The sequence below is a fragment of the Serinibacter salmoneus genome (assembly GCF_002563925.1).
Lineage (GTDB): Bacteria > Actinomycetota > Actinomycetes > Actinomycetales > Beutenbergiaceae > Serinibacter > Serinibacter salmoneus.
In genome coordinates this window covers 1,088,273-1,099,677 of record NZ_PDJD01000001.1, presented here as the reverse complement: position 1 = coordinate 1,099,677, position 11,405 = coordinate 1,088,273, and the positions used below count along the sequence as shown (strand labels likewise).

15 protein-coding genes are annotated in these 11,405 nt (G+C 73.1%); 5 read left to right on the top strand and 10 right to left on the bottom strand.

Annotation, left to right across the window (positions count from 1 at the left end):
* Positions 1-55: 55 nt before the first annotated feature.
* The 3 genes from rplT to infC all read right to left on the bottom strand — a co-directional run bounded on the left by rplT (position 56) and on the right by infC (position 1,605).
* Positions 56-448, bottom strand: a complete 393-nt coding sequence (gene rplT, locus ATL40_RS04790; protein WP_098468544.1) for a 50S ribosomal protein L20 — start codon at positions 446-448, stop codon at positions 56-58.
* A gap of 28 nt (positions 449-476) precedes the next feature.
* Positions 477-671 (bottom strand): 50S ribosomal protein L35, encoded by a 195-nt coding sequence (gene rpmI / locus ATL40_RS04785; protein WP_098468543.1) that lies wholly within the window; start codon positions 669-671, stop codon positions 477-479.
* Between the two features lie 94 nt (positions 672-765).
* Positions 766-1,605 (bottom strand): translation initiation factor IF-3, encoded by an 840-nt coding sequence (infC, locus tag ATL40_RS04780; RefSeq protein ID WP_245866757.1) that lies wholly within the window; start codon positions 1,603-1,605, stop codon positions 766-768.
* Between the two features lie 311 nt (positions 1,606-1,916).
* Between infC and ATL40_RS04775 the strand changes: the two genes are divergently transcribed.
* Both ATL40_RS04775 and ATL40_RS04770 read left to right on the top strand, forming a co-directional pair.
* Complete coding sequence (locus tag ATL40_RS04775; RefSeq protein WP_425443357.1) at positions 1,917-2,369, top strand: DUF1844 domain-containing protein; 453 nt, start codon at positions 1,917-1,919, stop codon at positions 2,367-2,369.
* 69 nt (positions 2,370-2,438) lie between these two features.
* A complete protein-coding gene (locus tag ATL40_RS04770) occupies positions 2,439-3,083 on the top strand; it encodes a DM13 domain-containing protein (protein WP_098468541.1) in 645 nt (214 codons plus the stop codon).
* 15 nt (positions 3,084-3,098) lie between these two features.
* On the opposite strand, the gene ATL40_RS04765 is transcribed toward ATL40_RS04770, so the two are convergent.
* Positions 3,099-3,884 carry an alpha/beta hydrolase gene (locus ATL40_RS04765; RefSeq protein ID WP_098468540.1) on the bottom strand — a complete coding sequence of 262 codons (786 nt, stop codon included), beginning with the start codon at positions 3,882-3,884 and terminating at the stop codon, positions 3,099-3,101.
* Between the two features lie 167 nt (positions 3,885-4,051).
* Here ATL40_RS04765 and ATL40_RS15170 point away from each other — a divergent pair, with 167 nt between their 5' ends.
* Positions 4,052-4,795: a hypothetical protein gene (locus ATL40_RS15170; protein WP_211283062.1), complete on the top strand. Its 744-nt coding sequence runs from the start codon at positions 4,052-4,054 to the stop codon at positions 4,793-4,795.
* A 99-nt stretch (positions 4,796-4,894) separates the two neighbouring features.
* Here the strand turns inward: ATL40_RS15170 and ATL40_RS04755 are convergent, their stop codons facing one another.
* The 6 genes from ATL40_RS04755 to ATL40_RS04730 are packed head-to-tail and all read right to left on the bottom strand — an operon-like array spanning position 4,895 to position 9,633.
* Complete coding sequence (locus tag ATL40_RS04755) at positions 4,895-5,710, bottom strand: SseB family protein (protein ID WP_098468539.1); 816 nt, start codon at positions 5,708-5,710, stop codon at positions 4,895-4,897.
* A 2-nt stretch (positions 5,711-5,712) separates the two neighbouring features.
* On the bottom strand, positions 5,713-6,456 hold the full coding sequence (priA, locus tag ATL40_RS04750; RefSeq protein ID WP_098468538.1) for a bifunctional 1-(5-phosphoribosyl)-5-((5-phosphoribosylamino)methylideneamino)imidazole-4-carboxamide isomerase/phosphoribosylanthranilate isomerase PriA: 744 nt from the start codon (positions 6,454-6,456) through the stop codon (positions 5,713-5,715).
* A 45-nt stretch (positions 6,457-6,501) separates the two neighbouring features.
* Entirely contained in the window at positions 6,502-7,161 is a 660-nt protein-coding gene (hisH, locus tag ATL40_RS04745; protein WP_245866754.1) for an imidazole glycerol phosphate synthase subunit HisH, read from the bottom strand.
* Entirely contained in the window at positions 7,158-7,895 is a 738-nt protein-coding gene (locus ATL40_RS04740; protein ID WP_098468537.1) for a hypothetical protein, read from the bottom strand. The genes hisH and ATL40_RS04740 overlap by 4 nt, the downstream gene beginning before the upstream one ends.
* Entirely contained in the window at positions 7,892-8,503 is a 612-nt protein-coding gene (gene hisB, locus ATL40_RS04735) for an imidazoleglycerol-phosphate dehydratase HisB (RefSeq protein WP_098468536.1), read from the bottom strand. The genes ATL40_RS04740 and hisB overlap by 4 nt, the downstream gene beginning before the upstream one ends.
* Positions 8,500-9,633 (bottom strand): histidinol-phosphate transaminase, encoded by a 1,134-nt coding sequence (locus ATL40_RS04730; protein ID WP_098468535.1) that lies wholly within the window; start codon positions 9,631-9,633, stop codon positions 8,500-8,502. The genes hisB and ATL40_RS04730 overlap by 4 nt, the downstream gene beginning before the upstream one ends.
* A 98-nt stretch (positions 9,634-9,731) precedes the next feature.
* Between ATL40_RS04730 and ATL40_RS04725 the strand changes: the two genes are divergently transcribed.
* Together ATL40_RS04725 and ATL40_RS04720 are read left to right on the top strand one after the other, a co-directional pair.
* Complete coding sequence (locus ATL40_RS04725; protein ID WP_098468534.1) at positions 9,732-10,346, top strand: TetR/AcrR family transcriptional regulator; 615 nt, start codon at positions 9,732-9,734, stop codon at positions 10,344-10,346.
* The gene (locus ATL40_RS04720; protein WP_098468533.1) at positions 10,343-11,338 is read left to right on the top strand and encodes an EamA family transporter; all 996 of its coding nucleotides are present in this window, start codon (positions 10,343-10,345) and stop codon (positions 11,336-11,338) included. The genes ATL40_RS04725 and ATL40_RS04720 overlap by 4 nt, the downstream gene beginning before the upstream one ends.
* Positions 11,339-11,405: the final 67 nt, after the last annotated feature.

Here is an 11,405-nt window from a genome sequence, read left to right as displayed (position 1 = left end):
AGACGCAACGAGGCCCGCCCCCGGAACGGGAGCGGGCCTCGTGAGTGCCTCAGCCTCAGGCGGCGGAGTCGGCCTTCGGCGCGTTGACGTCCTCCGGCAGAGCAGCCTTCGCGAGCTCGACCAGCGCGGTGAACGCGGCCGGGTCGTTGACGGCGAGCTCGGCGAGCATCCGACGGTCGACCTCGATCTCCGCGGCCTTCAGGCCCTGGATGAACCGGTTGTAGGTCAGGCCGTTGGCGCGGGCCGCGGCGTTGACGCGCTGGATCCACAGGCGACGGAAGTCACCCTTCTTGGCGCGACGGTCGCGGTAGCTGTAGGTGAGGGAGTGGGTGACCTGCTCCTTCGCCTTCCGGTACAGGCGGGAACGCTGCCCGCGGTAGCCGGAGGCGCGCTCGAGGGTAACCCGGCGCTTCTTCTGGGCGTTGACCGCCCGCTTCACGCGTGCCACGTGAGTCTCCTAACGTTGTTGACCCGGCTCAGCGGCCGAGAAGCTTCTTGGCCTTGCGGACGTCGGCCGGAGCCACGACCGCGTCCGAGCCGAGACGACGCTTGCGGGTGGACGTCTTGTGCTCGAGCAGGTGACGCACACCCGTGCGCTCGCGCATGATCTTGCCGCTGCCGGTCACCCGGAAGCGCTTCTTGGCACCGGAGTGCGTCTTGTTCTTCGGCATCTCGCCATCCTGTCGTCGGCCGCACGGGGTGCGGGGCTTGCTGGTCGTACATATCCGGTGCGGGGCGCCGCTCCGGGAGTTCGGTCCGCCTGGGTCAGGCGGGCTTGCGCGGCCCGGGGCGCGGTGCACGCGCCGCAGGCTTGGGCTTGGCAGCCGCGGGCTTCGCGACCGGCTTGGGTGCCGGGCGCGGGGTCGCGGGCCGAGGCTTCGCCGGGGCGGCCGGCGCGGCATCGGTCGGTGCCTCGGCGGCCGGTGCGGGCTCGGCGGCCGCTGCGGGCTCGGCGGGAACCTCGGCAGCGACAGGCGCGGGGGCCTGCTGCGGTGCCGGAGCAGCCTCGGTCTGCCTGGGCTCCTGCACCTGCTCGTTCGCCTCCGGCTGCTCAGGTGCGGTCTGCTGGCGGTCGCGGCCACGGGCGTTCGGACGGGCCTTGCCACGCTTCTCGTCGCGTGCCTCGGACTTCCGCTTGGTCGGCGCGAGCACCATGGTCATGTTGCGGCCGTCCTGCCGCGGCGAGGACTCCACCGTGCCCAGCTCGATCACGTCCTCCGCGAGCCGCTGCAGCAGCCGGATGCCCATCTCGGGGCGTGACTGCTCGCGTCCGCGGAACATGATCATGACCTTGACCTTGTCCCCCGCCCCGAGGAAGCGCTCCACGTGACCCTTCTTGGTCTCGTAGTCGTGCGCGTCGATCTTGAGGCGGAAACGGATCTCCTTCAGCACGGTGTTCGCCTGGTTGCGACGCGCATCGCGCGCCTTCTGGGCGGCCTCGTACTTGAACTTGCCGTAGTCCATGAGCTTGCAAACCGGGGGACGTGCGCTCGGTGCCACCTCGACGAGGTCGAGGTCCGCCTCCTCTGCCAGACGCAGGGCGTCCTCGACGCGAACGATGCCGACCTGCTCACCGTTCGGGCCGACGAGACGCACCTCGGGCACGCGAATACGCTCGTTGATGCGAGTCTCGCTGATGCTGTGCTCCTTGGTCTCGTGTGTCGTTGCGACCTCACACACGGGAAAGGCCCCCGGGTGCGGTGCACGCGGAGGCCATCAGGTCGGCGCCGCCACCTGGCGATGCCGTGGAACGCCACCGACGCCCGAGGGCGCGGCGTGGCGCTCCGACCTGGAACCTGACCCGGTCGGACCCGGGACGAGGTGGGATGGACTCCGCTTGCACATCGACCTCGCTCACACGCCCCCGGAAGAGGCGCACGGCGAAGCCGATCGGTCGACGTGTAAGACTACCAGATGTGACCGAGCAGCACAGCCGCGGCGCCCGCGGCGCCGACGCCACCTTCCGAGCAACGCCCGAGACCGACGCCACTGACGGGACCGACGCCACTGACGACACCGACCATGCCCTGGTCGGCGAGGCGGTGATCGACATCGCCCAGGCGACCGCCGTGGAGATCATCGGCTCTGCCGCCGTCCACCTGATGAGCGCCGCCGCCGTGAAGTGCGGGCTCGCGCCCGATGAGGACGGTGTGCGCGGCGTGGACATGATGGACCTCGCCGAGGCCCGCAAGCTCATCACCGCGTTGGCCGGGCTCGTCACCGCCGGCGCACCCGAGATCGGGGACCGCCACGCACGACCGCTGCGCGACGGCCTGCGCTCGCTGCAGCTGGCCTTCCGTGAGGCCTCCACCTACCCCGATGCCCCCGGTGAGGGTCCCGGGGAGAAGTTCACCGGTCCCGTGCGCTGATCCGCACCTGCACGCCGGTGCGCTCGGGCCGGCGACCCACATCCCGGCCCCTCCCGAACTGGAGCACCGATGAGCGCCACCCCGACCACCACTCGACGCACCCTGTGGATCGCGGGGGCGAGCATCGCCGTCGTACTCCTCGCGATCCTCGCCTACCTCTTCCAGCCCTGGCGAGCCTTCACCACGACCGTGGTGGACGAGGACCTGCCGCCGGTGGCGATCGCCTCCACCGCCGAGCCGAGCACCGAGCCCAGCGCATCCGCCGCGGAGGCGACCACCGCCGCGGAGGCCGGCCCCACGCCGTCGCCCACCACACCGAGCCCCACGCCGTCGCCCACCACACCGAGCCCGGAACCCACCTACACCACGCTCGCCGAGGGCTCGTTCATCACCCATGAGCACGCCACCACCGGCGCCGCGAGCCTGGTGGAACAGCCCGACGGCAGCGTGGTGCTCGCGATCGCGGCCCTGGAGACCAGCGACGGACCGGACCTGCACGTGTGGCTCACCGACCAGCCGGTGATCGAGGGCACCGCCGGCTGGCACGTGTTCGACGACGGCGAGTACGTGGAGCTGGGCGCGCTGAAGGGGAACGTCGGGGACCAGGTGTACGAGATCCCCGAGGGTGTGGACGTCAGCAAGTTCCAGAGCGTGTCGATCTGGTGCGCCCGGTTCGCGGTCTCCTTCGGCGCAGCCGAACTCCTCGCCGCGTAGCGCCCGTAACGCCCCTCAACCCCGGGTCGGGAGTCCGCGCACCTGACGCAACCACACCAGCACGTCCTGGATGCGCTGGTCCCAGTACTCCCACACGTGCTGTCCCGGTCCCAGGTGGGTGGTCAGGGCAATCCCGCGTTCGGCGGCCAGCGCCAGGAAGCGCTCGTTGCTCGGGCGCAGGTCGTCATCGTCCCCACACGCCAGGAACAGGGCGGGCAGGGCGGCCGGATCGGCCTGACGCAGCAGCGTGAGGAGATCCGCCTCGCTGCCGGCCACCTCGTGCTCGCCCCAGACGGTGGCGTAGAGTTCCGGCCGCCCGGCGCGCATCACGGGGTCGGCCACGTCCAGGGCCCCCGACAGGCTCGCGGCCGCCGCGAAGGCCTCCGGCTTGCGCAGCGCCCACCGGAACGCGCCGTAGCCGCCCATCGACAGTCCCGCCACGAAGGTGTCCTCGCGGCGGGCGGAGAGACGGAAGAACTGGTGCATCAGCGCCGGGAGTTCCTCCGAGAGGTAGGTCCAGTACCGCTCGCCGTGCGCCATGTCGTGGTAGAAGCTGCGCTCGACCCGGGGCATCACGACCGCGAGGCCCTCCTCGGCCGCGTACCGCTCGATCGAGGTGCGCCGACCCCAGATGGTGTCGTCGTCCGACAGCCCGTGCAGGAGGTACAGCACCGGGGGTTCCCCCGCGCCGCGCTCCCCCACCATGCCGATCTGGTTGTGGGTCTCCTGCGGGAGGATCACCGAGACCGAGGTGCTCATCCCGAGGGCGTCGGAGTAGAGGTATACGCGTGCGAGGGCCATGCCCCCATCCTGCCCCGTGGCCGCGGGCGCCGGGTGCCACCGCCTGCGCGATCGCCCGCGCCGCGTCGCACCGTGTCGCACCGTGTCGCACCGGGCGAGTGCCGCGTCGCGTTGCTAGCCTGCCAGTGAGTACCCGCATCCAGCACCCCGCCCCCAGGGAGCCCGTCATGTCGATCGCCTCCGTCCTGACCAACCTCACCGATGCCGCCAAGAACTCCCTCGGGATCTCCCGGGTGTACGGCGAGCCCGTGACCGCCGAGGGCGTCACCCTCATCCCCGTCGCCACCGTCATCGGCGTGCACGGCGTCGGCATGGGCGAGGGCCCGGTCCCGACCGATGCGATCGAGGTGACCGACGCCGACGGCGAGGTGGTCGAGGAGATCGCCTCCGACGGCGAGGGTTCCGGTGGCGGCGGCGGGTTCACCAGCGTCGGGTGGCCCGCGGGCGCCTACGTGATGAGCAACGGTGAGGCCACCTGGCGACCCGCGGTGGACGCGAACATCGTGATCCTCGCGGGCGCGAGCCTCGCCGGGTGCGTGGTGGCCTCGCTCGCCTCGGTGGCGGCGATCCGCGCGATCTCCTCGGGCACCGAGGCCGTGGTGCGCACCGGCGCCGAGGCGTTCGGCTCGGTCACCCAGACGGTGGCGCAGTCCGTCACCGGCGTGGCCTCCCACGCCGCTGGCGCGTTCACGCACGCCGCCTCGCACGCCGCGGGGGCCTTCACCCGGGCGGCAGAGCTGGCCTCGGGCGCCTTCGGGCACGCCACCGATGCCGCGACCCACACCGCCGTGACCGGCGCGGAGACCGCCGCCCGCACGGCGCTCGGCCTCGGTGAACTCGGTGCCTCCGCACTGGAGGCGACCACCCACGCCGTCGGCGGCGCGATCGCCGCGGCACGCCGCACCTCCTGACCCGCTCCGCGGACCTCGGCACCGCGAATCCGTGGCTTCGGCGGCGGGTACGTGGCCTGCGGCCACGTACCCGCCGCGTGCGCCACGGCCTCGCGGTCCTCAGGCGGTCGTGAGCGCCAGCTCCACGGAGTCCACCCGCTCGGCCACGAGCGCGCTCTCCCCCAACGCTGTGGCGGCCGCCCCGGCGACCTGCTGAACCTGCTCCCGGGTCAGTCCTGCCACGACGGCGAGGGCCACCTTCACCTCGGCGCGACCGCCCGGCTGCACCTGGACGGCGCGCACCCCCTCGACGGCGCCGACCACCCGCTGGATCTCCTCGACCACGGCGGGGTCGCGCGGCGAGGGCGTCCACTGCTCACCGCGTGCCAGCGCCCACACCGCGGGGCGGGGCACGAAGGCGGGCGCGGGGTCACCGGCGTCCAGCACCATGACGCCACCGGCCTCGTCCACCGCGGCCATCGCGGCCCGCACCGCCTGGTGCGGGACCGGCCGGGCGTCGGCGCGCCAGCGGCGCATCGCGTCCACGCTGGAGAAGATCGGCAGTGCCTCCCGGCCGTCGGGTGACTTCACCGTCACCATCGAGGCGGAGGCGTGCCGCTCCTCCTCGAACGCGGCATCGGCCTCCTCCAGCCCGCTCGCACCGCTGGCACCGGGGTCCGCATGCGAGTTCCCACCGGAGAACTTCTTGCGGATCGCCTCCTCGTGGTCGGTCTCCTCGTGCGCCACCACCGGCACGAGCACGCGCGAGGTCGCCAGCGCTGCCACCACCGCGTCGATGCGCTCGGGTCCCTCGGTGGCCAGCGCCTGCGCGAGGGCGGGCGGGCAGGAGCCGTCGTCACCCGCGAACGGGGAGGCCGGCGGCAGTTCGCGGCCGCGTTGCTGCCCGGAGCGGGGAAGGAAGTCCGCGGCGCCCATGCTCAGGCCCGCCCGGCCACGTCGAGCGCCTCATCGATGGTGAAGGCACCGGAGTACAGGGCGGTTCCGACGATCGCCCCTTCCACGCCCTCGCCCACCAGTGCGCGCAGCGCACGCAGGTCCTCCAGCGTGGAGATCCCGCCGGAGGCGATGACGGGCGAGTCGGTGGCGGCGCACACGTGCCGCAGCAGGTCGATGTTCGGGCCGCGCAGGGTGCCGTCCTTGGTCACATCGGTGACCACGTACCGCGCGCACCCGGCCGCCTCGAGAGTGGCCAGCACGTCGTCCAGCTCCCCGCCCTCCTGGGTCCAGCCGCGGGCCGCCAGGCGGGTGCCGCGCACATCCAGGCCGATCGCGATCCGGTCGCCGTGCTCGGCGATGGCCTCGGCGGTCCAGGCGGGGTTCTCCAGGGCGGCGGTGCCGATGTTCACGCGGCGCACGCCGGTGGCCAGCGCGCGGCGCAGGGAGGCGTCGTCGCGGATCCCGCCGGAGAGCTCCACCTGGATCCGGCCGGCGACCCGCTCCACGATCGAGGCGAGCAGCTCGTGGTTGGAGCCGCGACCGAAGGCGGCATCCAGGTCCACCAGGTGCAGCCACGGCGCCCCGGCGTCCACCCAGCGCATCGCGGCCTCGTACGGGTCGCCGTACTGGCCGCCGGAGCCCGCCACGCCCTGCACGAGCTGCACGGCCTGCCCCTCGGTCACGTCCACGGCGGGCAGGAGCTGGAGCACAGGCTGATCGGTCACGTCATTCCTTCGTTCGGTGCCCGACGATCGCCGTCGGGAGGGGTCTCAGAGCGTGTCCACCCAGTTGCGCAGGAGGCGCGCACCGGCGTCGCCGGACTTCTCGGGGTGGAACTGGGTGGCGGTCAGGGGGCCGTTCTCCACGGCCGCCACGAACGGGGCACCGTGGTCGGCGAAGGTGACCCGGGGCGGCGCGAACGGGGTGTCCCCACCGCCGAGCACCTGTGAGGGGTCGGTGAGCACGCCGTAGGAGTGCACGAAGTAGAACCGCTCCGCCTCCACCCCGGCGAACAGCGCGGAGTCCTGCGGCGCTCGCACGGTGGACCAGCCCATGTGGGGCACGATCTCGGCGGGCAGACGCTCCACCACGCCGGGCCACTGCCCCAGGCCCTCGGTCTCCTCGCCGTGCTCCACACCGCGATCGAACATCACCTGCAGGCCCACGCAGATCCCGAGCACTGGCCGCCCACCGGACAGGCGCCGGTCGATCATGCGGTCCCCGCCCACCGCGAGCAGTTGCTCCATCACGGCGGCGAAGGCTCCCACCCCGGGCACCACGAGACCGTCGGCGCGCGCCACGGCCTCGTGATCGGCGGTCAGGGCGACGCGGGCGCCGGCGCGCTCCAGGGCGCGCACGGCCGAGTGTGTGTTCCCGGAGCCGTAGTCCAGCACCACCACGTTGGGCGCAGTCACATCGGACGCGCTCACGAGTCCTCCTCGCGGCGACGGCGGAACAGGCCCCGGCCACGCTGCTGCTTCCCGAGGTCTGCCGAGGAGATGTACCCGGTGACCTCCGGTGCCTGGACGAGGCCGATGAGGAGCCGCTCCGCGACCGGATCGGCCTGCGCCAGCACCAGCCCGGGCGGCGGCTCGCCCGCCTTCTGACCGCCGCGGTAGCGACGGGCGCGGACCTGGCCGGTGACCTCGCCGCCGACCTCGTCCACCCGCGCGGCCAGCAGCACCACCTCGCTGCGGGTGGCGACCGAGAGCGCGGCGCCGAGCGCCTCGGCGTCCCGGGGCACGCCGTCGAGCAACTCGGCGGGATCGGTCTCGGACTCCAGTTGTTCCACGTACCGCACCGCCAGCGCGCCGCGGGTGCTGGGCACCACGGCCGCCTCGATGCCGGTCAGCGCGAGCAGACCGGCGAGCATCTTGGCCTGTCGCACCGCCGTGAGGACCACCGCCGTGGTGCGGATGACCTTGGGCTCGGCCGGCTGCTCATCACCCGCGCCTGCGCCCGCCCCGGCGGCGTCGGCGGGGGCAGCGTCGGCGGCCGTGGTGGCCTCGCCGTCGGGCCCCCCGCCTGCTTCCGCCTCGGGCTCGGCCGGTGCACCCGGCTGCGCCGCGTCGTCGTCGGCGAAGAGGGAGGAGAGATCATCGGGCACGACGACGTCGCCCAGGTCTCCCAGGTCGTCGCCGTCCTCGGGGCGGTCGGTGCTCATAGCGCCCCCTTGGTGCTGGGCACCCCGATGACGCGATCGTCCGGGGCGATCGCGGCGCGCAGGGCGCGGGCGAGGGCCTTGAACTGGGCCTCCACGATGTGGTGCGGGTCGCGCCCGGCGAGCACCCGCACGTGCAGGCAGATGCCCGCGTGCAGGGCGAGCGACTCCAGCACGTGCCGGGTCAGGGAGCCGGTGAAGTGGCCGCCGATGAGGTGGTACTCCTGCCCCTCGGGTTCACCGCTGTGCACGCAGTAGGGCCGGCCGGAGATGTCGACCACCGCCTGGGCCAGGGCCTCGTCCAGCGGCACCATCGCATCACCGAAGCGGGCGATACCGGTCTTGTCGCCCAGGGCCTGGCGCAGCGCCTCGCCGAGCACGATCGCGGTGTCCTCCACGGTGTGGTGCACGTCGATGTGGGTGTCGCCGCTGGCGCGCACCGTCAGGTCGAACCGGGCGTGGGTGCCCAGCGCGGTCAGCATGTGGTCCCAGAAGCCGACCGAGGTGTCGATGTCGACCACACCCGTGCCGTCGAGGTCGAGCTCGACCATCACGGTGGATTCCTTGGTGGTGCGTTCGATGCGCGCGGTGCGCCGCGTCAGCTCGCTCATGCCTGCCGTACCTCTCCTAGTGCGGTGCGGAACCGGGCCATCTCCTGCGGCGTGCCGACCGAGACGCGCAACCAACCCTCCGGGCCGGTCTGGCGGATCAGCACCCCGCGGTCCAGCAGGCCCTGCCAGATCGCGTTCCTGTCCTCAAACCTACCGAACAAGACGAAGTTCGCGTCGCTGGTGACGACCTGCAGTCCCTGCTCGGTCAGCCAGGTCGCCAGGGCGTCGCGCTCGGTGCGCAGGGAGGCGATCTGCGCCATGAGCTCGGCGCGGTGGGTCAGCGCGGCGCGTGCGACCGCCTGGGTCACGGCGGAGAGGTGGTAGGGCAGCCGGACCACCCGCAGGCGGTCCACGAGGTCGGTGGAGGCCGCGAGGTACCCCACCCGCGCGCCCGCCATCCCGAAGGCCTTGGACAGGGTGCGGGTGACGGCCAGGTGCGGGTTGTCCGCGAGGAGGTCCAGGGCGCTGCGGGTGCCGGTGCGGCGGAACTCGGCATAGGCCTCATCCACCACGACCACGCTCGCGGCGCCGTCGGGCCCGCTGGTGCGGGCGGCGGCCAGGATCGGGTTCAGTTCCTCCGGCCGCAGCGCGGTGCCGGTGGGGTTGTTCGGGCTGGGCAGGAGCACGACGGCGGGGCGCACCTCCTGGATGAGGCTCACCGCCCGCTCGGGATCGATGGTGAAGTCCTGCTCGCGGTTCCCCGTGACCCAGGCGGTGTGGGTGTCGCGGGCGTACTCCGGGTACATGGAGTAGGTGGGCGCGAAGGACAGCGCGGTGCGGCCCGGTCCGCCGAAGGCCTGCAGGAGGTGCAACATCACCTCGTTGGAGCCGTTGGCGACCCACACCTGCTCGGGAGCGAGGTGCGCGCCGGACTCCTCGAGCAGGTAGTCCGCGAGGTCGGCCCGCAGGTCGAGGAACTCCCGGTCCGGGTAGCGGTTGAGGCCGGACGCGGCCTCGGCGGCGGCGCGGGCGATCGAGTCGATCACGGCCGGGCTCGGCGGGTAGGGGTTCTCGTTGACGTTGAGCAGCACCGGCACATCGAGCTGCGGGGCGCCGTAGGGCTGCTCGTCGGCCAGTTCGGGGCGCACGGGCAGGCGCACGTCGGGCTCGGGCAGGGCGGGGCTCGTCACGGCGCCCGAGTCTATCGGCCGGGGTGTCGGCGGGGTCGGGGTGTCCACGGCGGGCGGGCCGCTGCTATATTAGGCAGATCGGTCTACCTAGGAGCCCCATGGCCCGCACACCCGCCCGCGAGCGCCTGCTGCGCGCCGCCGCGGAACTGTTCTACGAGAACGGCATGACGGCCACCGGCATCGATGCGGTCACCGCACGCGCCGGCGTCGCCCGCATGAGCCTGTACAACAACTTCGCCTCCAAGGACGCCCTCGTGCTCGCCTACCTCGCCGAACGTCACGAGGAATGGCTCGCCCTGTACCGCGAGCGCCTCGCGACGGCGCGAGGACCACGGGAGGGGGTCCTCGCCGTCGTGGACGCCTACCTCGACCACGCGCACCTGCCGCAGGCCGCCGGGTCGCCCTATCGGGGCTGCGGACTGTTGAACGCCGCCGCGGAGCTCGGGCCGCAGGATCCGGGCCGGGAGGCGGTGCGCACCCACAAGGAGGAGGTGGAGGCGATCCTGTGCGGCCACCTCGCCGAGGACCTCGCACCGGCGCGCGCCGCCGAGGTCGCCGAGCACATCGCCTTCCTGCTGGAGGGCGCCACCACCCGCGCCGGCCTGGAGGGCGACTCCGCGCGGCTGCGGCGCGCACGCACCCTCATCGCCGCGATCCTGGATAACGAGCTCGGCCCCACGGATGCCGCTCGCGCCGAGAGCGCCCGCGCGTGAGGGGCTCGGCGGGTGCCATCGGCGCCCTGCTGCTCACCTCCGTGCTGTGGGGCACCACCGGCACGGCGGCCACGTTCGTGCCGCAGGCCGGGCCGCTGGCGATCGGTGCGGCGTCCCTGGGCATCGGGGGGATCCTGCTCGGCCTGGTGGGCCTCGGCGCGATCCGTCGCGAGCGGGCGGCGCTGCGGGCCCGCTCGCGCACCATCGTGCTCGGCGCGTTCGCGGTGGCGATCTACCCGCTGGCGTTCTACGCCTCGATGGACCTGGCGGGGGTCGCGATCGGCACGGTGGTCTCGCTGGCGAGCGCCCCCGTGTTCGCGGGAATCGCGGAATGGGTGCGCGGCACTCCCCCGACCGGCCGGTGGCTGGCCGCCGCCTCCCTGGGCATCGTGGGCAGCGCGCTGCTGAGCCTGACCGGGCACGGCGAGGGCGGCGGCCAGCGATTGCTCGGGGTGGGGCTCGGCCTCCTCGCCGGCGCCACCTATGCGGCGTACTCCGCGAGTGCCCGCAGGCTCATGGCGGCGGGAATCAGCCGGGGCGCCTCGATGGGGTCGGTGTTCGGCCTCGGCGGCCTGGCGCTCATGCCGGTGCTGCTGCTCACCGGCGCACCCCTGCTGGACTCCCCCGGCACCCTCGCGGTGGCCGCATACATGGCGCTCGTGCCGATGTTCGCCGGGTACCTGCTGTTCGGCTACGGACTCGCCCGCACCAGCGCCTCGACCGCCACCACCGTCACCCTCGCCGAACCCGCTGTCGCGGCGCTGCTGGCCGTGGCAGTCGTCGGTGAACGGCTCGCGCCGCTGGGCTGGCTCGGGCTGGGGATCATCGCCCTCGCGCTCGTGCTGCTCGCCGTGGGCTCGAGCGAGGAGGCCCAGCACCTCGCTGCGGACGGAGAATCCGCGAGCGCCACGGGCACGCCGACGCTCCAGAATGCGCGTGACCTGGGCGAATGCATGGACGGTGCTGTCACCGCGACGGATTCTCCGTCCTGAGCGAGGCCGGTAGGTCCGTCGGTGGACAATCCACAGGGCAAGCGCGCCCGGTCCTGGATGTCGGGGG